A 22,988-nucleotide genomic window follows, 5' to 3' on the forward strand; every position below is an offset into this window, starting at 1 on the left:
TCCTTGAAGGTTCAGGGCCAGGCACGCTCGGGCGCACCCTTCTTGGCAGAAGCAGCCGGCTTGCTGCCGGCATCTTCATCGGGCGTCTCGAAAAACAACCCGCCCGCCGCCGCGCGCTGGGGCAGCATGGCTTGCACGGCCTGCTTGCCACCGGATTCACCGCTCTGACGCACTGCGACAGGGTTTGCCGCAGCCATCACCACGGCAGCGTCTGGCACCGATCTTGTCGGGCGCACGGGCTGGCGCGAGATCACGGGCTGCGGTGCAGGCTCGGCTTGCAAAGCCGTTGCTGGCCGCGTCTGCTGCACTTTGGCGGGCATCGCCTCGGTAAGCAGAGGCTGTGCAGGCTTGGGCATCTCCTGCTTCGCGGACTGAGAAGCCGTGGCCACGACCGCCTCCAGCGGCGGTGCCGCTCTTGCTACTGATACAGGAGCTTGTTGCGCTTTATCTACATTGATTTCAGATTGTTTTATCTCTGAAATTCTTTCCAATGAAGCGGTAACTGCTACATTGACAGGAGCATCCATTGCCTGCACAGGCACAGGCGGCGCGTAGGCATAGGTTTGCGCAGCCGCCGGCATCAATGGGCTCGCGCCCTGGCCGGGGTGACGCGGTCGCCCTGCATCGAAGCTGCCTCCAGAGACCATCCACTGACCACCGCCGGACGCCCGCTCCACACTCTGCGCCACCATGGGTTGAGCCTGGGGCAGCGGCAACAGGGTCTGGGGCACATGGGAGCGAGACGACACAGACCCCGGTGCCTTGACTACCACTACCGGAGCCTGTGCGGCTTCAGGCTCCGGTGCGGGCTTTTTTGCGGCGGGCACCTCCTGCACTGCAGCAGGCTCTGGCGCTTCGGCGGATTTCCCGGAGCTGGCCACGGCCTCGGGGGCGGTCTTCACTTCCGGACGAGAGAGGTTGACGACCTTTCCGGTCGCAGCCTCAGCAGGCTTTGCGGCGGCCAGACTGGCAGCCCTCAGCCACTGCCCGGCCTGCTCCTTGACCAGTTGCTGGGTCTGTGCGTCCAGCTTGCGCTGGCGCATGAATTCCTCAGCCTGCGCGCTCTGGCCGCTGACCATCATGAACAGGCTCAGGTTGACGTTGGCCTGTGCGTCCTCGGGGTTGAGCTGCGCCGCCTGCATCAATGGAATGCGCGCTGCGTTCAGATCATGCGCACGCAGATAGGCATAGCCCAGATCGGTCAGCAGGCGCGAGTCCACGGGATTGCTCATGCGCGCCTGCTCCATCTGCTGAGCGGCACTGCGAAAGTCGCCCTGCTCGGCGGCCACACGGCCCAGGCCGTAGCGCGCGGCACCATCCTTGGCACTGCCCAGCAGGCTCTGGTAGATGGGGATGGCCGCACCGAGCTGGCCCACCTGACGCAATGCATCGGCGCGCAACAGCCGCGAGTCGCTGGAAGCGCCCCATTGCTTGTCCAATGCATCCAGGTGAGCGATGGAGGCATACCAGAGCGACTTGGACTGCATCTGCTTGACCAGAGAAAGGTAGGTGTCCTGCGTGTCGACCACCGCCTCCTTCTCCAGCGGCCTGTCTGCCGCAGCCTTGGCCGCAGGCGAGAGCATGGGCTGGTTCGGCCCCAGCAGATTGCCGAGGCTGGAGCAGCCCGACAGCAGGGCCATGGTTGCAGCCGCCAATGGCAGCATCAGATATCGGCTTTCTTTTTTCATTTTGTCATCCCTCCCAAAGCCCGAATCACGGCCAGGAACCCCGGCCCAGCGGTAATGATGATCAGGGCCGGAAGCAGCGTCACCACCATCACGCCAGTCATCTTGACCGAGATCTTTCCAATCATCTCTTTCATTTTGGCTTTGCGCTGCTCGCGCAGACGTTCGCCAAACACGCGCAGCGGCTCCTGCACGGCTCCGCCGTATCTGTCGATCTGGATCATCAGCGATGTCAGATTGGCCAGGTTGTCGTTCTGATAGACCTCGCTCATGCGCCCAAAGGAGCGCTCGCGCGTGCTGCCCCGGCTGTACTGCTGGCTGGCCAGCTGTATCTCTCGCGAAAGCACGGGCATGACATTGCCGAAGTCAGAGCCGATCACCTGCAGGGTCTGGTCCAGGCTCATGCCCGTGCCTTGCAGCAAGCCCAGCAAATCGACGAGCAATGGCAGCTCGCGGGCAACGCTGGCCCTGCGACTGCGCGCCACGCTGCGCAACACCCATTTGGGAAGCAGGAAACCGATGGTGAAAGCGGCAAACAGATACAGCAAAAATTGCTTGCTGCCCGAAAAAACAAAGGCAGCAAGCAGCGAAAGCAATACCGAAACAACGCAGCGTGCTATCAGGTATTGCAGCTGCGCGCGAGTCGATCCCCAGCCGCATTTGCTCAGCAAAATGCGGTCTTCCTGTGCAACCAGCGCCTTGCCAAATGATGTATTGAGCCAGTGCGCTGGCAGCTCGCCGTCGCCATTGAGCGAGCGCAGCAGATCTGCGGGCCTGGCAGGCAACGTCGTCTCTTTCGCCACAGCCGCACCGCTGCGGCTCAGCGCATCCTGCACGACCCGACTGCTACGTTCACGACGCTGATGCGCATAGGCAATCAAAGCCGCGCCGACCAGCGCCGCCAAGGCCAAAAATGCAACGCTCAACATCAGCAAAAGACGGGATGTCTCCATCAGTCGGCCCCCTCATTGAGCTTGGCCATGCGGTAGAGCAACACAACACCAAAGACCTGCAGAACCGCCGCCGCCCAGATGATGTTGCGGCCACCGGCGTCATTCCACATATTCAGGAAATAGCTCGCATTGAAGGAAATGATCAGACAACACACAGCCACCGGCAGCAGACTCAACACCCAGGCGGACATGCGCGTTTCAGCCGTCATGGCCGAGAGATCCTGCTCGGCCTGCTCGCGGTCACGCATGAAGTGGGCCACACGCTCCAGCAGCAAATCGACCCGGCCGCCATAACGCACGCTGATGCGCAGAATAGCTGCCAGCAGGTGCAGCTCGTCCAGCCTGGTCTGCCGCGCTACATGGGCCACCGCATTCTCCAGATCCATGCCCGCGCGGGCCAGACTGGCGGCTTTTTCCATGACCGACTGCAACGGGTCTTTGGTGCTGGCTGCTGCCATCTGGAACGCTGCCTGAACGGAGTTGCCAATGGTCACCAAGCGCACCGTGTTGTCGAGAAATCCGGGCAACTGCTGCGTGAGCCTGGTGCGGTACTTTTGTGCTCGCGTGTAAAGCAAAAAGAAGAAGCCAATTCCCAGCACCACCAGCGCTGCGCTACCGGCCAGCCAGCCAGCAGCAAGGCCAACGATCAGAAACGCCGCGACAATCAAGGCCAGACTGCCATAGAAAAGTCTGGCACTGGCCGTACCCAACAAAACGGCGGGAACCGGCCAGCCTGTTCCTTTCTCAGTGCCCAGCAAGGCATCCGCCACGGAGCCATCAAAAGCCGATGCCGCTGCATCCTTGGCGACAAACCCGGCGGCAGCGGCAGCACTTTTTTCCAGACTCTGCTCCAGATGCCTGGTCATCCGACGTGTCTTTTGCTGCCGGCCGACAAACATCCACAGCGCCATGGCGGCTGCAGCCATCAGCAGCGCCAGACTCAGGAGTAAAAACGCATGGCTAGCCATGGCGCAGTCCCGCATGGTTTGCGCCGTTACCTCCCGCGTGCTGCAGCACCGCGCGATAGCGCGCCAGCTTGGGCGTATGAGGCACCATGCCCAGCGTGGTCCAACGCTCCAGATCCTCGCCGTCGGGCTGGGGCAGCAGCTCGTGACGATAGAGCTCCTGCGTGGCAATCACGCTGTCGATGATGCCCGTGACTTCGGTGATCGATGTGATGCGCCGCTTGCCATTGGGCAGGCGGCTGATCTGCACGATGAAATCGAGTGCATTGGCAATCTGGCGGCGCAGGCTGACCTCGCTGCCCTGAAAGCCCGCAAAGCCCGCGAGCATCTCCATGCGGTGCAGGCACTCGCGAGGTGAGCTGGCATGGATGGTGGCCATGGAGCCGTCGTGACCGGTGTTCATGGCCTGCAGCATCTCCAGCACTTCCGCGCCACGCACCTCGCCCACCACAATGCGATCCGGGCGCATGCGCAGACTGTTGCGCAGCAGATCCCGAATGGAAACCACTCCGGCGCCTTCAAAGCCACCGGGACGGCTTTCCATGCGCACCACATGAGGGTGAGGCAGCGTCAGCTCGGCCGTATCCTCGATCGTCACCACCCGCTCATTGGCGGGGATAAAGCCCGCAATCGCATTGAGCATCGAGGTCTTGCCGCAACTGGTGCCGCCGCTGATGAGAATATTGCAGCGCTCGCGCACCGCCAGCTCCAGCAAGCGGGCCATGCCTTCATCCATGGTGCCGAAATCAACCAGATCCTGGACCCGCAGCGGATCATTGCGAAACTTGCGTATGGATACCGCCGGCCCGTCCAGCGACAACGGCTCAATCACCACATTGATACGGCCACCGTCCGGCAAGCGCGCATCGACCATGGGCGTGGACTCATCGAGGCGGCGCCCCAGCGGAGAGATGATGCGACGCACGATGCGCAGCACATGGGCGTTGTCGGTGAAGTGCAAGGCCTCCTGCTGCAAAATTCCCTTGCGCGAGACAAAGACGCGCTGGTAACCGTTGATCAGAATGTCTTCCACTTCCGGATCGGCCATCAGGTCATCCAGCGGCCCCAGCCCTGACAGTTCCTTGTTCAGGGCCTGTGCAATCCATTGCACCTCCTCGTCGTTGACGGGAAAGCGCTGCTGACGCACAAACTGCTCCAGCTCCTGGTGCACAAACTGGCGCACACGACTGCTTGACCATTTGGCAAACACCGCGCCAAGCTCCTCCACACGCGTCAGCAAATGCTCGTGAGCGACGTTCTTGATCAGCAGCAGCTGCTTGGAGTCCGAAAAATGGCTGCTCTTTTCGGCGAAAACAATGTCCATGCTCATTCGCCTCTCCTCAATCGCTTGGCCCATTGCCCCAGAACGCCCGGCGCTGGCGCCGCGACCTTGTCGGCTGCAACCGCTCCGCTCAGTAATGCTCTGGCCATGCTTCTGACACAACTCACATAGGGATCACCGCGCAGCGACTGCGACAACAGCTGACCGCAGCTGGCCGCATTCAGCAACACCGTGGATCGGTCCGGAACCACGTGCAGCAGCTCCAGACCAAGGCGCTGCGCAACCTCTTTGGCGGGCAGGCCGGCTTGTGCATTGAAGCGGTTGAGCACCAGCTTGAGCGTGCTGCGATTCACGCCCTTGGCATCAAGCTCCTTGAGCATCTGGGCCGTAGACACGATGCCTCCCAGCGACTGGTCACAAACCACCCAGCCCTGTCCGCTCTCGCGCAGCAAAGGTGCCAGAAAATCCGCCTGCGCCATGCCGCCCAGATCGATCACCTGCACCCCAAGCAAGCTCTTGAGCGTGTTGACTACGCCCGCTGCAGCCGCAGGGCTGACTTCGCGCAGCATGCCCAGATCGGAAGGCCAGGCCAGAGTCACAGCGCCTGTGGAGTGCTTTGCAAAGGCCGATTCGATCAATGTCGCGTCCAGGCGGCGCGTATTCTGAACCGCATCCACAAAGCTGAAGTCACCCGCGATGCCTAGATACAGCAAGCCATCGCGTGCAGGCAAGCCCAGATCCAGCAATGCCGCATGTGCGGATTCATCCTGCGGCAACTGACTTGCGCCAAACGGTCTGGCGACCTGCTTTCTGCTCTTGCTGCCTCGCACGTCATAGGCCTGCATTTCCTGGAACATCACGGCCAGATGCGTTGCCAGCGTAGTGACCCCCATCCCGACACGAGCACCCAGCAAAGGCAGGGAGAAACCTTTGGTTTCCGGCTCCAGCGCCACGGCCGCAGGCAGTTGACTGCGTGCATGCATCTGGTGCCTGACGGCTGCATTGGCCTCGCCTTCGGACGCATCCCAGTCAATGAATTCGGCCACACCGCAGCGCAGGGCCGCACGCATGGAAGCGGGCTCGGCAGCAGATCCAGCGCCCATGATCACCACACTGGGGAATGCGGCACGCATTTCGCCGACCAGGGCGATGGCAGCCTCCGTCATGGGAGCAGAGAAATCCACCACCACCACGCCAAGCCCGGGCACGGAGATCGCTGCGTGAAGCGCTGCCAGATCGCCAGCCACCGGTATCACTTCCGCATCGCTACCCAGGGCACTCGCCAGCCAGAAAGCGTGCGATGACGACTGCGTTACCAACACCACGCGTGCATTGACGTGCACAGACCCTGGCTGCGCCGTATTGAGCTGGGAGGAGTCCATGCGCATATTCATGTCTCTACTCTGGCACTCAGCGCGAGAAGCCCGGCGCCACGCTGGACGACAGACCTCCGGCCATCCATGGACCCCACACCGCAGGATCACGCTGCTCGGTGCGCCCGGGCAGCAGCGGCTCCACATTCACATCGCGAGCCAGCGGCTTGACCAGGCGCGGCGTCACCACAATCGCCAGCTCGCTTTCCTTTTGCTGAAACTCCTGACGCTTGAACAGCACACCCAGAATCGGGATGTCGCCCAGCAAAGGAACCTTGTCGGTGCCTGATGTGGTGTTGCGGCTGACCAGACCGCCAATCACAAAGCTTTCGCCGTCGCCCAGCTCCACCGTCGTATCGGCACGGCGCGTGGTGATCGAAGGGACGGTCGCACTGTTCAGAACAATGGTGTTGGCATAGTCCAGCTCGCTGGCTTCAGGCGCCACCTTGAGCACGATGCGATCGTTGGACAGCACCGTGGGAGAGACCGTCAAGCCGATGCCGTAGGGCTTGTACTGAATGGCCACCATACCCGTGCCTGCAGGCACGGGCACCGGCACTTCGCCGCCCGACAGAAAGTTGGCGCTCTGGCCGGACAAGGCCACCAGGGTCGGAGCCGCCAGCACCCGCGCCAGATTATTGCCTTCGAGCATGCCGATATTGACACCGATGCCGGCCTTGTCGAATTGCATCAGCAGGTTGAAGGCCTGAGTCAAAGGATTCGCTGCAGCGCCCGTTGTGGAACTCCCCCCGCTGATGCCATAGGAGCCACGTCCAAAAATGCCAAAGCTGAAGCCCGAGCTGTTGGGGGAAGTGCTGAACAGGTTCAGACCCACCTTCTTCATCTGGGTCTTGTTGAACTCGACCACCTTGACATCGACCTGCACCACATTGCTCTTGAGCTGGACGCTGGAGAGGTCGACGGTCTTGGCCTTGTCAGCCAACTGCGCGTTCGCCAGCTCGCCGGCAAACTGCTGCTCTATCAGACTGGAGGCCTTGGCCGTGCGCAGCTCCACCCGCTGCTGCACATTGAGCACATAGGTCTGGGCCTGCGCTTCACCGCGCGGCCAGACCATGAACGATGTACTGCCAGGCTTTAGCGGGCTCAGCAAGATCTTGGCGGCAGCCCCCTTGCCCGCACGCTTGATATGCACCGCCGCGATCGTGTCGTCACCGATGGCAATGCGTTCCACACCGCCAGTCAGATTCAGCTCATGCTGAGTGCCCATGACCAGCTTGATTTCCCTGGCTGCTGCTGCTTGCCGCGCTTGGCTTTCGCCTGCATTGGGCGCCTGCTGCGCAAGGGCCAAGCCGGTGACGGCGCTCAATGACAGGCCGCAGAGCAGATACAGCGGCTTCATTGACGGAGTGCGGGGCGAGATCATAGACGTCTTGTTATTCATAGCTCAGTACCGCACGGTTTGGGAATTGGCGCCACGCACGAATTCAACGGGCAGGGAAGGATCTGCGGATGCTGTACGTGTGCGCGACACGGCAGGCTTGGCGACACCGGCTGTCATCGGCTTGGCCGCACTCATGCGCGCGACAGAAGTGCCTGCAGAACCAGCCAGGCTGCTCATGGCCACACCAGCCTGCGCTGCGTCGGCACCTTCCAGCGCAGCGGCAGCAGAGCCCTTGGTCATGGCGACGGTCAATACGCCAGGCAGCGGAGCAAACTTCTCGCTATCCGGCTCGGTCATGTCCGTGGGATTGCGCAGTGCCAGCAGCAAGCTGCCATTGGAGCCCCCCAGCAGCAACTGATTGACCTCGGCCACCGGCACCGCAAGTACCGCAGTTCTGGCGTTGTCGGGAGCATTGGCCGGCTGCTTGCCCTCTGTTTTCTCCGCCGAGCTCAGAGCATCCACCGATGCCGCACCATAGGCCAGCACGCGCTTGCGCGAAAGCAGCAAACGCGCCTGACTCTGCTCGATTTCATTGCCATCACGGCGCAGAACAAAAAACACATCGACAAAGTCGCCTGGTCGTATACGGTTGCCTGCACCAATGCTTTCATCGACCTTGACAGCAACAGCGCGCTCCCCTTCTGCCACCTTCAGGGCCAGGCCCGTCACCATCTGCCCTTTGAGCACAGGAGCGCCCTTGGGGATGTCCACCGCGGGCACTGCCCCCACGGCAGCAGGCATATCGTCATAAGCACCATCAAGCGTGGAAGGAAGAGCGGAGAGTTGAAGATCCTCGGCTTTGAGCGCTTGCCCGGCAGGAATGGCTTGTGCCGCCACAACGACGCTCACGTTGGCGCTGGACTTGCTGTCGCTATTGCTGGCCTGAATTTGAGGGTCACTCGCTTGAGGAGTCTTGGCGAGCATCCAGCCATAGACACCCAAGGCCAACGCAATGGCCAGCAATACACCGACTGCGATCTTTGCGAGATTCACCATAACTTCCTCTCTTCATGCTCTGCCATCCATGGCAGGGCTTTATCGTTGTAGTCAGTCAATCAAGCTAATCTGAGCCACTGCCTTGCCTTGCAAAAGATTAGGCGTGGGCAAACTGAGTAAAGGACCGAGCAGCTTTGGGATCAGAGGCGCGACAGCGTAGTTGTAGTTCACCTGCATGGTGACGCAGTTCACCAAACTGGTATCACCAGAGGGAGTGAAACTCGCCGAACCCGTGCCGCATTGGCCAGAGGTTGCATAAACACCAGCAGCCGTACTAATTCCGGTACTGCACGATGCAGTCCCTAAGCCGGCTCCAATGTTTTTCAGCCAATCGGTCGCGACATTGGCAGTAGCGCATGCCGCAGTGAGCCGGGCCTGCAACTGTGCGGCCTTGGTCATGGTGCTGCCTGACGGTGCAGCCGGATAGCGCACTGCAGCTCTTGCGCCTTCCGCAGCAGCTAGCGTCAACGTTTGCTGCGCAACAAAAATCAGCCCATAGGTAACAACTGCGTAGAAAATCAGGAAGAAAATAGGAAAAAGGATTGCAAACTCAATGGCGGCAGCACCATTTTGGTTTCTTGTTTGCATATACCCTCCATTTCCCCTTTATTTATTGAACATCAAGACAATCACTGTTGCAACTGACATATATGTCACGTAAGGGATGAATCGATTATTTCTCACAAAAGTACTTTCACCCCAAACAAATGAACCAGACAAAAAATATACTATCTTGAACTTAGCAAAAATTCCATGTAATACAGCAAAAAAGCAACTGAGTGCCCAGATAGGCAGGAGCAACTCAAAACCGACCCATAAACCGATAACTGCAGCAAATTTCACATCACCGGCACCCATCATATTTTTTGAATAAAAAAACAAAAGAACCACAAATGCAGCGAAAAATCCTAACAAGGAATCACCAAGGCTGATGGAAACTGGATGCGCATCTTTAAATACTGACACCGAAGCCAATGCCAGCAATATTCCTAAGATGATCACCCAGTTCTCGCAACGCCTGTGCAAGGCATCGTAGACAGCCGCATAACACATCCAAAGCAAAAACAATATTCCCATGGATCATGTCTTTGGAATAGCCGTCAACTTATCCACAATCGCACCGAATATCAATACCAACTGTGATCCGATGTTGGTAACGGAAGCAATAATTCCGACTGCAATCAATCCAGCAATCAATCCGTACTCAATCGCTGTTGCAGCTTCTTCATCGATCCAGAATTTAATCAATTGATCCTTCATAATTTTCTCCTTGAGAAAGTGAAATATAAATTCTCATCGAAGATACTCATTCACTACCCAATCAGGTTTTTGGTATTGCGGTAAGCTTATTGACGACCGCATCAAACAATGCCTTTAACTGTGTCCCAATATTTGTGACAGAGGCAATGATTCCCACAGCAATCAGCCCTGCGATCAGGCCGTACTCAATCGCCGTTGCACCTTCTTCATCACGCCAGAATTTGATGATTTGGTCTTTCATGACTAGCTCCTTCAACAATCAGGTTTGTAGATCGCTGTGGCTGTTTTCGACCACCGCGGAACCCATCTTACGAAGCAAGAAACATCTTGAAATATTTGAAATAGCTATCGACAAATATGCGGCATAGCTCTCAACAATTTCAATCCTCGGGCAGCAAGCCCCTCAGCACCAAAAAATCCAATAAAAACAATCACTTCACAAACTGAAAGAGATCATCTGCAATTTTCCCGACGAATCCCTCACGTATGGCTTCCGGTTCAATCTACGCAATCTTCATTCATTTCCTACAGGCTATTGGATTTCATCCTACATTCAGTAATCGGGTTAACCCTTGTTCTTGAATGAAAAGCAAAAAGGCCTGTAGTTAACAGGCCTTTTTGAAACAAAAGAGATCGCTCAATACAGCGACTCGGAAATCACTGCAGGGCTTTAATCAGTTTGAGAGCAATGTCCTGCAGCGGTGGCTGCAGTTTTCTATAGCAGTCGAGCAAGCGCTGCTCATCGCTGGGTAGCGATGCGGTCTCGGAATGCAGACCGGCCATCAATTCCAGCGCCGTGGTCTGCAAGGCGACGGCCAGTCTTGCCAGCGTGTCATTTTTGAGAGTGCGAATGGCTCCCGACTCGATCTGCGAGATGGCGGATGCAGTGACATCTGCCATCTGCGCCAAGCGTCCCTGGCTCAAACCCAGCGCCTGTCGCCGGGCGCGTATGCGCTCACCTAAATGCGTCATCTATCCCACCCACTCACACGACACGGCAATGCCTGCGCAAATGCTACGCGGCCTTTATTGAGTTTGAGCCTCCCGACGACCGAGACGCCTTGGCACAGGGCTTGGCAACGCAGCGCCCCCTGACCCGGAGGCAGCACGCAAAGACCGCCCTGCGGCGGTGCTCCCGCCCCTTGGCGGGAAAGCGCTCAAAGCGCCTCAGGCGGTGGCTCTGGTCAGGCCCCGTGGCACTTCTTGAACTTCTTGCCGCTACCGCAGGGGCAGGGGTCATTGCGGCCGGGCTGCTCGCCCTTGACGATGGTTTCCTGGCGGGGGCCCATGCTCTTCCACAGGCGGTACAGGTCATACACGGCCCAGATGGCTTCGCCAAAGGCATCCACACGTTCCTGGCTGGTCGAGGCGGGGCCGGCTTCGTCGTACAGATTCAGAGCCGGCTCGTCGGTGTCGTCTTCGGTCAGGTTGACGATGAACTCCATGGCCGCATCCAGCAACTGGGCCGCGTCCTTGTCGCGGGGTGCCGCCCATTCGTCGGCCCAGTTCTCCACCACGAACATGAAGCCCAGCGCCCACACTTGCGAGAACGAGGGCACTTCTTCGTCAGCCAACTCGGCCTGCTCGGCTTCGGGCAGGATGGCGATGGCGCCACGCGTGTCCAGAGCTTCGGGCTGGAAGGCGGCGTCATCTGCCAGGGACTTGATGTCGGCATCGAGCTGCTCGCGCACTTCGGCCAGGCGCAGCTCGAACAGCTCCATGAAACGTGCCTGCTGAGCCTCGTCCTTGAAGACTTCCAGCTTGGGCAGGGGCTGGCCTTCGGCCACTTGCAGGGCTTCGCCATCGCCCAGCAACATGGGCATGTATTCGGCTGCGGCGATGGGGCGGCGCGTGCAGACCAGAGCGGTCAGGAAACCGTCACAGAATTCCCACTGGGGAATTTCTTCGCCGCGGGTGCGCAGCTCATCGAGCAGTGCATCGAGCTCTTCGAGCTGATCGTTGCTCAGTGCGCCCTCGGGCATGTCGACGAGGGCCGAGTCTTCTGCTGCGGAGTTAGGTGCTTGTTCTTGCATAGGGAAAGGCTTTTATGATGGCCCGGACCGTTTCATCACTATCGAAGTGCAGGGCCGGAAGATGGAGCTGGGGGCAGGATGCTCCCGTACAGGCTGGATTTTAGCGGGCCACCATCAACACACCCTGCCATGGGAGTATCTGCAGTGCATCGCTTCTTCAACAGTCTGCCTCTGCGCTATAGCGCGCTAATCATTTCGGTGGTCGTACTGGGCATCTCGCTCTACACGCTGACGACAGCAGGCAGGGGGCTTGGATGGTTGATTGCGTCGACCCTGCTGGTGCTGCTGGGCATCTGGGATCTGCTGCAAAAGCAGCATGCCATTCTGCGCAACTATCCCGTCATGGGACATTTGCGCTTCATCTTCGAATTCATCCGTCCCGAGATTCGCCAGTACTTCATCGAAGGCGACACCGAGGCCCAGCCTTTCTCGCGCGCCCAGCGCTCGCTGGTCTATCAGCGTGCCAAGGGCCAGGTCGACAACCGGCCGTTCGGCACCCAGCTCGACGTGAGTCAGCAGGGCTATGAGTGGGTCAACCACTCCCTGCAACCCACCAAGCTCAGCTCGCACGACTTCCGCCTGTGGATTGGAGGCACGCAGGAGCAACCCGCTGAAGGAGTGGATCCCTGCACCCGCCCCTATCACGCCAGCGTCTTCAACATCTCGGCCATGAGCTTTGGCGCGTTGTCGGGCAACGCCATCCAGGCGCTGAACCAGGGCGCGAAGATGGGCGGCTTCATCCACGACACGGGTGAAGGCTCGATCAGCCAGTACCACCGCATGCATGGCGGCGATCTGATCTGGGAGGTGGCTTCGGGCTACTTCGGCTGCCGCAATGCGGACGGCACGTTCAGCGAAGAGAAATTCATCGCCAATGCCACTGATCCGCAGGTCAAGATGATAGAGATCAAGCTCAGCCAGGGCGCCAAACCCGGCCATGGCGGCATGCTTCCCGGCGCCAAGGTCACTCCCGAAATTGCAGCAGCACGCGGTATACCCATTGGCGTGGACTGCATTTCGCCGTCCAGCCACAGTGCATTCTCCACCCCTGTGGAGCTGATGCAGTTCATCGCCAGGCTGCGCCGTCTTTCAGGCGGCAAGCCCACGGGCTTCAAGTTCTGTGTCGGTCATCCATGGGAATGGTTTGCCATGGTCAAGGCCATGCTGGAAACCAATATCACGCCCGACTTCATCGTCGTCGATGGTGCCGAAGGCGGCACGGGCGCTGCGCCGGTGGAGTTTGTCGACCATGTGGGCGTGCCGCTGCAGGAGGGCCTGCTGCTGGTGCACAACACGCTGCTGGGAGTGAACCTGCGCCAGCGCATCAAGATCGGCGCGGCCGGCAAGGTCATCACGGCCTTCGACATTGCCCGCATGATGGCCCTGGGTGCCGACTGGTGCAATTCGGGGCGCGGCTTCATGATGGCGCTGGGCTGCATCCAGGCCCAGAGCTGCCACACCGGCACCTGCCCCACGGGCGTCACCACGCAAGACGCCGTGCGCCAACAGGCGCTGGTCGTGCCCGACAAGGCCACGCGCGTGGCCAACTTCCACAAGAACACCTTGCATGCGCTGCAGGAGCTGGTTCAGGCCGCCGGCCTCAGGCATCCCAACGAGATCACGGCCCACCATATCGTGCGCCGGCTGGACGACACCCAGGTCAGCCTGCTGTCCAACCTGATGCTGCGCGTGGAGCCGGGCTGCCTGCTCAAGAGCCTGGAGCGCCAGCACAAGGTCTTCCAGAACTACTGGCCGCTGGCCACGGCACAGAGCTTTCAGCCGCTGCACGAGCCCGTGTTGCGCCCCTCTGCTGCGGGCAGTTCCGACAACGCGGCACAATCGCAGGCTTTTCCCCAGCGCAACGGCATCTGGACCTGAGAAGCCAGAGCCTCGCGCGCCTGACAGACCCCACGCCGTGCCATCTCAGGATATTTCCGCCCCAGAGCAGATGCCATCTGCGCAGACCGCCATCGATTACCAGGCATTCCTGCGCGAGCATCTGGACCAGCCTCATAGCATCATGCGCTATGAACTCGCGCATGAAACCCTGTGGGTCAAGCGCGCCAACAAGGGCAATCCGGCCCTCAACTACTGGCTGCTGAGCACGCTGGCCAAGCTGTTCCGGGCCGCCGTGCTGCAGCCCGTGCCCAACCCCGGCGGGCCCGAATCCCTGCAAACCGAAGTGCGCCGCCTGCGCAGCTTCATGGCCAAGGGCCTGCGCGTGCCGCAAGTGCTGGCCACGCACGAGCAGGCCTTTGTGATGCGCCATCTGGGCCGCCCGGGCGAAGAGGCGCCTTCCCTGAGCAATGCCATCGAAGACGCGATTGCCCAGGGTGCGCATGCCACGCTGCAGCTCTGGCAGAAAGGCCTGGAGGCCATCGAGCAGGCCCATGCCAGCGGCGAGGTACTGAGCCAGGCCGTGGCGCGCAATATGGTGGTCTGCGCCGACGGGGTCATAGGCTTCATCGACTTTGAAGACGACCCTGCTGCCCATTTGCCGCAAGCCGTCTGCATGGCGCGCGATGCGCTCAACTATGCCCAGTCCACGGCACTGTTCCTGCAGCAGGCAGGTGCGCTGGAGCAGGCCCGACAGGCCTGGCAGCAGTTTGTGCAGCAGCTTCCCGCCGAGGCCCGGCAGGTACTGGAGCGCACCGTCAACAAACTGAGCTGGGTGCGCTTTCTGCCCCGCAGCAAGAGCCTGGGGCGCGACACCCTGCGCGTGCTCGCAGCCCATGACTTGCTGGCACCTGCCCCGCTCTCCGCCTGAATGCCCTAAAAACAAGAGCTGCCAGTACTGTCGTCCTCCACTGGACTGGAAGCCTGAACGCCATGAAAAAAGCCCCGACCATCAGGTCGGGGCTTCTTGATTCAGGCGTGGGTGCGCTCAGGAGTGAGCGGACACCGCCTCGTTTTCTTCCTGGCCTGCCAGAGCCGCATCCAGCTTGTCGTGGTCCAGCGCGTTTTCCCATTTGGAAACCACCACGGTAGCGACGGCGTTACCGATGAAGTTGGTCAGCGAACGGCATTCGGACATGAAGCGGTCCACACCCAGAATCAGAGCCATGCCGGCCACGGGCACCTCGGGCACCACGGCCAGGGTCGCTGCCAGGGTGATGAAACCAGCCCCCGTCACACCCGCCGCGCCCTTGGACGACAGCATGGCAACCAGCAGCAAAGCGATCTGGTGGCCCAGGGTCAGATGGGTATCGGTCGCCTGGGCAATGAACAGCGCAGCCAGCGTCATGTAGATATTGGTGCCGTCCAGGTTGAAGGAGTAACCGGTAGGCACGACCAGACCGACGACGGACTTGCTGCAGCCGGCTTTTTCCATCTTGTGCATCAGCGAAGGCAGAGCCGATTCGGAAGACGATGTGCCCAGCACCAGCAGCAGCTCGTCCTTGAGGTACTTGATCAGCTTGAACACGGAGAAGCCGCAAAAGCGCGCCACCGCACCCAGGATCACCAGCACGAACAGGGCCGAGGTGATGTAGAAGGTCAGCACCAGCTCGGCCAGGTTGACCAGCGAGCCCAGACCGAACTTGCCGATCGTGAAGGCCATGGCGCCAAACGCGCCGATGGGAGCGAACTTCATCACGATGTTGACCAGCTTGAACACGGGCTTGGTCAGGGCTTCAAAGAAGTTCAGCACGGGCTTGCCAGCCTCGCCGACCATGGCCAGGGACACGCCGAACAGCACGGCCACCAGCAGCACCTGCAGGATGTTGTCGCCCACGAACGGACTGATCAGCGTCTTGGGGATGATGTCCATCACAAAGCCGGTCAGCGTCATCTCGTGCGACTTGGCCACATAGCCCTTGACTGCCGTCTGGTCCAGATCTGCGGGGTTGATATGCATGCCGGCACCGGGCTGCATCACATTGGCCACGATCAGGCCCACAACCAGCGCCAGCGTGGAGAAGGTCAGGAAATACGCCATGGCCTTGCCGAACACACGACCCACGGCGCTCAGGTGCGTCATGCTGGCGATGCCGGTGACGATGGTCAGGAAGATCACCGGCGCGATGATCATCTTGATGAGCTTGATGAAGGCATCGCCAAAGGGCTTCATGGCCTCGCCATAGGCGGGCTCGAAATGCCCCAGCAGCACGCCCACGATGATGGCGAACACCACCTGGAAGTAGAGCTGACGGTAGAACGGCAAGTGCTCGCGCGGAGCAGATTCGGTGGGCAGAGTGTGCACGCTGCATCTCCAAGATTGCAGGCGCACCACCGTGGTGCGCCGAATTGCTGCCGTTTGTACTCCCGCGCCCTTTTTGTGCCGATAACCCATTGGTATTAGGTCGGGATGCGCTCCTAGGGAGAGCATGCACCAACTTAGGGAAATCCCTAGGCGTCACAATCCGCACTGAACCTGCTCCAGAGCCACACTGGGCCCCTTGATCACCCCCACCTCGTCATGCGTCTTGCGCGAAACCTTGCCCGAAACCGACTGTTTCTGACCCTTGTCATCGTGCTCAGCGGCATGCTGCTGAGCATGTGGGCCGCCAGTCGCGTCGCGCTGCAGACCTCTTTGCACGATGAAAGCGAGAGCGTGCAGCGCCAGCTCACGCTCTATGCCCAAGCCATGGTGCAGCGCGTGGATCGCTACCGCACCCTGCCCGAAGTGCTGGCGCTCGATGCCGAACTCAAGAGCGCGCTCAGCCATCCACTCAGCGCCACCGAGGTGGACAGGCTCAACCACAAGCTGGAGCAGGCCAACGGCGCCAGCCAGGCCTCCACGCTGACTCTCATCGACAAAAGCGGCAAGGCCCTGGCCGCCAGCAACTGGCGCGACTCGCACAGCAATGTGGGCGAGGACTACAGCTTTCGCCCCTATGTGACCCAGGCGCTGAGCCAGGGCAGTGGCCGCTTCTATGGCATCGGCCTGACCACAGGACTGCCCGGCTACTTTCTCTCCCAGGCCATTCATGATGAAGACGGCTCGGTGCTTGGACTCATCGCCATCAAGATCCTGTTTCAGGAGCTGGAAGGCGAGTGGAGCCAGTCGCCCGACATTGTTTTCGCCACGGACGAGCATGGCGTGGTCTTTCTCTCCAACCGCGACGAATGGCGCTACCGCCTGCTGGAGCCGCTGTCCAGCAGTGACCAGCAGGTAGTGCGCGACACCCATCAATACGCGGGCCAGGCCCTGATCGCGCTGGGCTATCGCACCAGCCGGCAGCCTGCCGGCATCGGCATGCTGGCCCATTTCAGTCAGCCTCCGCTGGTCGACCCCATGCTCTGGCTGCGCATGGAACTCCCTGAAAGCCAATGGCAGTTGCACCTGCTGCACGACATCGTCCATAGCCAGACAGCCAGCCACTGGGCGGCAGTGGCCGCCGGCGGCCTGTGGCTGGCCGCATCGCTGCTGGTGCTCTATATCCGACAGCGCCAGCGCCTGGCAGCCCTGCGCCAGCGCAGCCGCAAGGAGCTGGAGACCGTTTTGCACCAGCATGCGCAGGAACTGCGCACCGCGCAGGACGGCATTGTCCAGGCCGCCAAGCAGGCCGACACCGGACTTTCGCGCAGCCTGCAGCACCTGCCGCAAGGCGTGGTGGTGGTGGACCCGCAGTTGCGCCTGGTGGCCTGGAACTCGCGCTATGTGGAGCTGTTCCGCTATCCGTCCGAGCTGATGCATGTGGGCCAGCCCATTGAGGCCCTGATACGCCACAACGCCAAGCGCGGCCTGCTGGGCAAGGGCGATGTGGAGCCTGCGATCCAGCGCCGGCTCCAGCATCTGCGCAGCGGCAGCCCCCATCTGCACGAGAGCGCCAAGGGCGACGGCACGGTGCTGGAGATTCGCGGCAACCCCCTGCCCGACGGCGGCTTTGTCACCAGCTATGCCGACATCACCAGCTACAAGAACACGGCACGCGAGCTGCGCAATCTGGCCGATACGCTGGAAAAGCGCATTGCCGATCGCACCCGAGACCTGGCCCAGGCCAAACAGGAGGCCGAGCGTGCCAACCGCTACAAGACCCGCTTTGTCGCCTCGGCCGTGCATGACCTGCTGCAGCCGCTGAATGCGGCGCGCATTTTCACCAGCCTGCTGCCCACCTATCTGCACGATGAGGCCGGCCGCCAACTGGCCCAGCGGGTGGACAAGGCGCTGGCCTCTCAGGACGCCATCCTCACCAGCCTGCTCGATATCTCGCGCATGGAATCGGGCCAGCTCGAAGTCCGCGTGCGTGACTTCGCGCTCAGCTCTTTGCTGGAAGTGGTGCACAACAATTTTGCGCTGCAGGCCGAAAGCGAGGGCCTGAGCCTGCACTGCATGCCCAGCCGGCTGATCGTGCGCAGCGACGAGGCCTTGCTGCGTCGCATACTGCAGAACTTCGTCTCCAACGCCATTCGCTACACGCGCAAGGGCCGTATCGTTGTGGGCTGTCGCCGCCAGGGCGACCAGGTGCGCATCGAGGTGCATGACCAGGGACCGGGCATTCCTCTGAGCCTGCAAAAGGAAATCTTCGAAGAGTTCCGCCGCCTCGACGAAGGCCATGCCGACGACCGCGGCACCGGCCTGGGCCTGGCCATTGTGGAGCGCCTGGGCAGATTGCTGGACCATGAGATCGGCCTGCGCTCCACCCTGGGCAAGGGCAGCGTCTTCTGGGTCAAGGTTCCACTGGGCCAGGCCGCAGCATTGACACCGGTCTCCAAGGAGCCTTCTCCCAGCGCTCGTGTGGACAGCCCGCTGCAAGGCCGCACCGTCTGGTATGTGGAGGACGATCCCGCCACCCGCGACGCCACCTGTGCCTTGCTCGAGCGCTGGGGCTGCGATGTGCCGCTGGCCGCCAATGCCCCCGAGGCCCTAGCCTATGCAGCGCCCGGCAATGCTCCGCAACTGGTGCTGCTCGATGTGCATCTGGGCCAGCTCTACGGCCCCGATGTCTATGCCCAGCTCTGCGAGCGCTGGGGCCGACAGCCTCCCGTCATCCTGCTGACCGGCGAAGGCGACAGCACACTGCGCCGTCAGGCGGCCGAACGCGGTTGGGGTTTTCTCGCCAAGCCGGTCAGACCGCCGGCGCTGCGGGCACTGATGAGCCAGACTTTTCTGCGCGGACGAGAAGGCGGCAGCGCCTGAAAACCAAAGTCATTTCCAGCTGCGGCGATTTCAGGGCATCGCACTCTCGCCATGAATTCAGAACCAGCGCCGATCTGCACGCCACGACTGCGCAAGCCCAGTGGCGGATTCTTCGCTATGCTGCAACAGCCTTTGCGGCTTTCAGGCACGCGGGCCGCTCAACCCTGACAGAGACAGCATGCACCATCATCCCGTTGAATCCGCCGTTCCGCCCGGCAGCCGCATCGCACAGCAATTGGCCGGCTCCAGCTTTCACGACTCCTGGAGCATCGTCTCGGACGCCACAGGCCTGTCTGCACTGGACCACTTCATTCTTGCCGCGCGCAAAACACCGCGCTGGATTGAAATCTGCATGCGTGCGCGCAATCTGATCGGCGGTCTGGCGGGGCTCAAGAACCTGGGCACCTTGTCGGCCCTGCAGCCCGGAAAACCAGCAGCCAGCTACGGCCTTGGCGACAGGGTCGGCATCTTCACGGTGTTCGAGAACACCTTTGACGAAGCCCTGATCGGCGACGACGACAAGCATCTGAAGGTCGTGCTCAGCATTCACCGCAAGAGCGACATCAGTTCCCCGGACGCCGTCATCACTATCACCACCGTCGTGCATGTCAAGAACGCACTGGGCCGCCTCTACATGCTGCCCGTCAAACCCATGCACAGGCTGATCGCGCCCGCCGTGCTGTCCTCCCTGGGAGGACGAACCCATGCCGCATGAGGGAACGCACCTCTGCATGCCTGCTCTTGCTTAGACGGTTGCAAAAGACATGCGCGACTACGACAGCCTGGCTCATCGACACTGCAGCCAAGACATGTGCGTGGAGCCGCCCATGTCACTCATTGCCAATCTGATTGGCTTTGTGCCTGCAGAGGAAGACTTGCACTATGCGCTGGGCTTTTATGCCGGAGGCAGCGGCATTGACGACCGCCTGGCTGTGCGCTGCCGCATCGATCTCGCTCATTGGCCCGATGTGGTCGGCAGACTGCGCCTGAAGTCCGTGCATGACGTATTGTGCGACGCCGGCTGGCTAGAGGATTTCCTCTGGCTGATCGATGCGCAAGATGTAGAAGGCCCGCTCCAGGCCCATTGCCATCGCTTCATCAATGCGGCGAGACAGGGTTTTCAGGACGAAGTCGATCATCGCTGGGAGATTTTTTTCTCCCACGGCAGCGATATCAACGCATGGTGTGCAGTCTGGCGTAGCCAGGAGCATCTGAACTATCTAAGCTTCGACCAGGGCTGACATGCCGATGGCAGCCCGTCTCAACACAGGGGGATCGCCAGATGCTGAAGTCCTATCGCGCCAGTTGCCATTGCAGCCGGGTTCAGATTGAAGTCAGCCTGGACCTGAGCCAGCCCAGCTATCGCTGCAACTGCTCCATCTGCAGACGCAGCCGGTTCTGGCCCGCCATCGCCAGCCCCGAAAATTTCCGCCTTATCACGGGCGAGAAGGAGCTCACCCTCTATGTGTTTGGCTCGCAGAAGAACCAGCATTTCTTCTGCAAGCGCTGCGGCATCCGCGTCTTTGGCGTGGGCCACAACACGCCGACAGGCCAGATGTACGGCATCAATATCGGTTGCCTGGAAGATATCTCGGAGCAGGAGCTGTCGCGAATTCCCGTCACCTATGTCGATGGCATGCACGATCGCTGGGACGCGACGCCGGAGTTTTTTGCGCACTTGTAGCCGTCGAACTGCGACGCAATCTATCAAAGCGGAGAGCCCGTGAGGCACCAGGGCGATCAAACCTCGTGATCGTTTTCCAGGCTCTTGACCAGCACAGCGGCCTGGGTGCGTGAATAGCATTCGAGCTTCTTGAGAATTGCCGTCACATGCACCTTGACGGTGTTTTCGGCCAGGCCCAGCTCGTGCGCGATCTGCTTGTTGAGCAGTCCGTCGGCAATGCACAGCAGCACGCGAAACTGCTGGGGCGTGAGCTGGGCCAGACGAGCGGCCAGGGCCGCATCGGCCTCCGAGCGCTCGGCCACCATGGAGGGGAAGCTGATATCCCCGCTCAGCACATCGTCAATCGCGGCACTCATATCGTCTGCAGCCGCAGACTTGGAGATAAAGCCTGCCGCCCCGAACTGCTGGGCGCGACGGATGATGCGAGGGTCGTCATTGGACGAGATGATGATCACCGGCACCTGCGCATATTCGCCGCGCAGATGCAGCAGGGACGAGAAGCCGCGCGCGCCGGGCATGGCCAGGTCCAGCAGCACCAGCTCGATCTCGGGATGCTCCTGCATCGCTGCGCCCAGGGTCTGAGCGCTGGCCGCCTCCACAATGCGGAATTGCGGAAAGCGGTCGTGCAGCACCTGGATCAACGCTGCGCGAAACAGCGGGTGATCGTCGGCAACGAGAAGAGTGGACTCGGACATGGCACGGAGTCTGCCACGGCTGGCACAGCGCCGCATCTGCAAAAACGCATATCCCGCAGTGCCCGGGCCTGTCCGTCACCCAGCCTGCGGCCCACCGAGTCCGGTTCTCAATCGAGCTTGATGTTGTTGGCCGTGATCACACGACCCCATTTGCTGCGCTCGGTGCTGACAAATTTCTCCATCTGCTCGGAGCTGCCGGGCATGGGCTCGACCCCCATGGCCGCCAGACGGGCCTTGGTGCGCGTGTCGGCCAACGCAAACTGCAGCGACTGGCTGAACTTCTTGACCACCTCGGCCGAGCTGCCCTTGGGCACGACGATGCCCTGCCAGGCATAGCCCTCGAAGCCCTTGAGGCCTTGCTCCTGCAAGGTGGCAACTTTGGGCAGCACATCGATGCGGGCCGGGCTGGCCACGCCTATGGCCTTGAGCTTTTTCTCGCCGAGGAAGGGAATGATGGTGGCGCTGTCGGCCCACATGGCGGGAATCTGGCCGCCGATCACATCCTGCACTGCGGGCGCGGCCCCGCGATAAGGAACATGGGTCATATTGCCCAGACCGGCTTCTTCGCGAAACAGCTCGCCAACCAGATGATGGGGGCTGCCCAGGCCGGCCGAGCCCCAGCTCACGCCGGTCTTCTGCTGCTTGGCCCAGGCGACAAACTCGGTCAGATTGCTGACCGGCACATCGTTGTTGACCACCAGCAGCATGGGAAAGCGCACCAGCATGCCCACGGGCTTGAAGTCTTTCTCGGCGTTGTAGTTGAGCTTGCGGAACAGAAAAGGATTGGCCGCCAGCGTGGCGAAGTCGGCCGTGAACATCAGGTTGCCAAAGTCATGCGAGCGCGCGCTGTATTCGGCTGCGATATTGGTTCCTGCGCCGGGCTTGTTGTTGATGACGATGGGGCGCTCCAGATTGCGGCCCATGGCCTCTGCAATCACGCGGGCCACCACGTCGGAGCCCCCGCCTGCGGCGTAGCCGATGACCCATTCCAGGGGCTTTTCCTGCGCCATGGCGGCCGGCCCTGCCGCCCAGGCCAGCGTCGAGCAGGCCAGTGCGGCCAGAAATTGTTTGCGTTGCATCATCCTTGTCTCCTTGATTCATGGCCCCTTGAATAGATTTTGGTGACGGGGCCTTTAGGGGATGGCGCAGCTGCCGCCAGGCTGGCGGCGTGCTGCATCTCAAACGGCAGCGTGTACCGGGGCAACCGGTGTCACGGCGCCGCGCTCGGCCGGGTCTGCGCCGGCAGGAGCGAATCCTGCGCTGGCGCGGGCCAGTTCGAGCGCATGCAGCAAGGTCTCTTGATGGCCAATGTGATTGGCCAGCAGCAGCACCAGGCGGGCATTGAGGGCATGGCTTTGCGCGGTTTCCAGGCCCTGATGCGTAGCGATCAGGGCTTCATAGAAATCGTCGCAGGCCTGCAGGTTCGGGTGGGTGGACAGCAGCATGGCAGTCTCCTAAAAAAGGGGGAATCTTCTGAGGGTGTTGCACTCCACCAGGGACAGCGAGCAAGAGCCCAGGCCGACCGCGCCGCGCCGCAGCGAGGCTGTCGTCCCCTCGCAAGGGGGAAGGCGTGCAGCGC

Annotated in this window: 23 protein-coding genes; 6 read left to right on the plus strand and 17 right to left on the minus strand. The window is 61.0% G+C overall.

What is annotated here, in order from left to right:
* Nucleotides 1-11: 11 nt before the first annotated feature.
* The 13 genes from AC1RTQ_RS04105 to AC1RTQ_RS04165 form a co-directional block, all read right to left on the minus strand.
* Nucleotides 12-1,688: a tetratricopeptide repeat protein gene (locus AC1RTQ_RS04105; protein ID WP_492874452.1), complete on the minus strand. Its 1,677-nt coding sequence runs from the start codon at nucleotides 1,686-1,688 to the stop codon at nucleotides 12-14.
* Nucleotides 1,685-2,638 (minus strand): type II secretion system F family protein, encoded by a 954-nt coding sequence (locus tag AC1RTQ_RS04110; protein WP_492874453.1) that lies wholly within the window; start codon nucleotides 2,636-2,638, stop codon nucleotides 1,685-1,687. Before AC1RTQ_RS04110 ends, AC1RTQ_RS04105 begins: the two co-directional genes overlap by 4 nt.
* Entirely contained in the window at nucleotides 2,638-3,606 is a 969-nt protein-coding gene (locus AC1RTQ_RS04115; RefSeq protein WP_492874454.1) for a type II secretion system F family protein, read from the minus strand. The genes AC1RTQ_RS04110 and AC1RTQ_RS04115 overlap by 1 nt, the downstream gene beginning before the upstream one ends.
* Nucleotides 3,599-4,933, minus strand: coding sequence for a TadA family conjugal transfer-associated ATPase (locus tag AC1RTQ_RS04120; protein ID WP_304351823.1), 1,335 nt, complete (start codon nucleotides 4,931-4,933; stop codon nucleotides 3,599-3,601). Before AC1RTQ_RS04120 ends, AC1RTQ_RS04115 begins: the two co-directional genes overlap by 8 nt.
* Nucleotides 4,930-6,267 carry a CpaE/TadZ family protein gene (locus AC1RTQ_RS04125; RefSeq protein WP_492874455.1) on the minus strand — a complete coding sequence of 446 codons (1,338 nt, stop codon included), beginning with the start codon at nucleotides 6,265-6,267 and terminating at the stop codon, nucleotides 4,930-4,932. The genes AC1RTQ_RS04120 and AC1RTQ_RS04125 overlap by 4 nt, the downstream gene beginning before the upstream one ends.
* 28 nt (nucleotides 6,268-6,295) lie before the next feature.
* A complete protein-coding gene (locus tag AC1RTQ_RS04130) occupies nucleotides 6,296-7,660 on the minus strand; it encodes a type II and III secretion system protein family protein (protein WP_492874456.1) in 1,365 nt (454 codons plus the stop codon).
* A gap of 3 nt (nucleotides 7,661-7,663) precedes the next feature.
* Nucleotides 7,664-8,656 carry a Flp pilus assembly protein CpaB gene (gene cpaB / locus AC1RTQ_RS04135; protein WP_492874457.1) on the minus strand — a complete coding sequence of 331 codons (993 nt, stop codon included), beginning with the start codon at nucleotides 8,654-8,656 and terminating at the stop codon, nucleotides 7,664-7,666.
* Between the two features lie 51 nt (nucleotides 8,657-8,707).
* Nucleotides 8,708-9,244 (minus strand): TadE/TadG family type IV pilus assembly protein, encoded by a 537-nt coding sequence (locus AC1RTQ_RS04140; protein ID WP_492874458.1) that lies wholly within the window; start codon nucleotides 9,242-9,244, stop codon nucleotides 8,708-8,710.
* Nucleotides 9,245-9,262: 18 nt separating this feature from the next.
* Nucleotides 9,263-9,733, minus strand: coding sequence for an A24 family peptidase (locus tag AC1RTQ_RS04145; RefSeq protein ID WP_492874459.1), 471 nt, complete (start codon nucleotides 9,731-9,733; stop codon nucleotides 9,263-9,265).
* Nucleotides 9,734-9,736: 3 nt separating this feature from the next.
* Complete coding sequence (locus AC1RTQ_RS04150; protein WP_492874460.1) at nucleotides 9,737-9,916, minus strand: Flp family type IVb pilin; 180 nt, start codon at nucleotides 9,914-9,916, stop codon at nucleotides 9,737-9,739.
* 61 nt (nucleotides 9,917-9,977) lie between these two features.
* On the minus strand, nucleotides 9,978-10,157 hold the full coding sequence (locus tag AC1RTQ_RS04155; protein WP_114863526.1) for a Flp family type IVb pilin: 180 nt from the start codon (nucleotides 10,155-10,157) through the stop codon (nucleotides 9,978-9,980).
* 416 nt (nucleotides 10,158-10,573) lie between these two features.
* Nucleotides 10,574-10,888 (minus strand): helix-turn-helix domain-containing protein, encoded by a 315-nt coding sequence (locus AC1RTQ_RS04160; RefSeq protein ID WP_034348855.1) that lies wholly within the window; start codon nucleotides 10,886-10,888, stop codon nucleotides 10,574-10,576.
* A 212-nt stretch (nucleotides 10,889-11,100) separates the two neighbouring features.
* Complete coding sequence (locus tag AC1RTQ_RS04165) at nucleotides 11,101-11,898, minus strand: YecA/YgfB family protein (protein ID WP_304351875.1); 798 nt, start codon at nucleotides 11,896-11,898, stop codon at nucleotides 11,101-11,103.
* A gap of 180 nt (nucleotides 11,899-12,078) precedes the next feature.
* Here AC1RTQ_RS04165 and AC1RTQ_RS04170 point away from each other — a divergent pair, with 180 nt between their 5' ends.
* Both AC1RTQ_RS04170 and AC1RTQ_RS04175 read left to right on the plus strand, forming a co-directional pair.
* Nucleotides 12,079-13,827, plus strand: coding sequence for an FMN-binding glutamate synthase family protein (locus tag AC1RTQ_RS04170; RefSeq protein WP_492874461.1), 1,749 nt, complete (start codon nucleotides 12,079-12,081; stop codon nucleotides 13,825-13,827).
* A gap of 70 nt (nucleotides 13,828-13,897) precedes the next feature.
* Entirely contained in the window at nucleotides 13,898-14,716 is an 819-nt protein-coding gene (locus tag AC1RTQ_RS04175; RefSeq protein ID WP_492874462.1) for an RIO1 family regulatory kinase/ATPase domain-containing protein, read from the plus strand.
* A gap of 117 nt (nucleotides 14,717-14,833) precedes the next feature.
* Here the strand turns inward: AC1RTQ_RS04175 and AC1RTQ_RS04180 are convergent, their stop codons facing one another.
* Nucleotides 14,834-16,150, minus strand: coding sequence for a dicarboxylate/amino acid:cation symporter (locus tag AC1RTQ_RS04180; protein WP_492874463.1), 1,317 nt, complete (start codon nucleotides 16,148-16,150; stop codon nucleotides 14,834-14,836).
* A 216-nt stretch (nucleotides 16,151-16,366) separates the two neighbouring features.
* Here AC1RTQ_RS04180 and AC1RTQ_RS04185 point away from each other — a divergent pair, with 216 nt between their 5' ends.
* From AC1RTQ_RS04185 to AC1RTQ_RS04200, 4 genes are all read left to right on the plus strand, one after another.
* Nucleotides 16,367-19,030 carry a hybrid sensor histidine kinase/response regulator gene (locus AC1RTQ_RS04185; protein ID WP_492874464.1) on the plus strand — a complete coding sequence of 888 codons (2,664 nt, stop codon included), beginning with the start codon at nucleotides 16,367-16,369 and terminating at the stop codon, nucleotides 19,028-19,030.
* 178 nt (nucleotides 19,031-19,208) lie between these two features.
* On the plus strand, nucleotides 19,209-19,745 hold the full coding sequence (locus tag AC1RTQ_RS04190; RefSeq protein WP_302088743.1) for a DUF2867 domain-containing protein: 537 nt from the start codon (nucleotides 19,209-19,211) through the stop codon (nucleotides 19,743-19,745).
* A 112-nt stretch (nucleotides 19,746-19,857) separates the two neighbouring features.
* A complete protein-coding gene (locus tag AC1RTQ_RS04195) occupies nucleotides 19,858-20,271 on the plus strand; it encodes a hypothetical protein (RefSeq protein ID WP_492874465.1) in 414 nt (137 codons plus the stop codon).
* Between the two features lie 41 nt (nucleotides 20,272-20,312).
* Nucleotides 20,313-20,714 carry a GFA family protein gene (locus AC1RTQ_RS04200; RefSeq protein ID WP_492874466.1) on the plus strand — a complete coding sequence of 134 codons (402 nt, stop codon included), beginning with the start codon at nucleotides 20,313-20,315 and terminating at the stop codon, nucleotides 20,712-20,714.
* Nucleotides 20,715-20,770: 56 nt separating this feature from the next.
* On the opposite strand, the gene AC1RTQ_RS04205 is transcribed toward AC1RTQ_RS04200, so the two are convergent.
* The 3 genes from AC1RTQ_RS04205 to AC1RTQ_RS04215 form a co-directional block, all read right to left on the minus strand.
* A complete protein-coding gene (locus AC1RTQ_RS04205) occupies nucleotides 20,771-21,409 on the minus strand; it encodes a response regulator (RefSeq protein WP_304351835.1) in 639 nt (212 codons plus the stop codon).
* A gap of 107 nt (nucleotides 21,410-21,516) precedes the next feature.
* A complete protein-coding gene (locus AC1RTQ_RS04210; protein ID WP_492874467.1) occupies nucleotides 21,517-22,491 on the minus strand; it encodes a Bug family tripartite tricarboxylate transporter substrate binding protein in 975 nt (324 codons plus the stop codon).
* A gap of 96 nt (nucleotides 22,492-22,587) precedes the next feature.
* A complete protein-coding gene (locus AC1RTQ_RS04215; RefSeq protein ID WP_034373951.1) occupies nucleotides 22,588-22,854 on the minus strand; it encodes a DUF2783 domain-containing protein in 267 nt (88 codons plus the stop codon).
* Nucleotides 22,855-22,988: the final 134 nt, after the last annotated feature.

Source organism: Comamonas sp. GW821-FHT11H03, assembly GCF_058807955.1.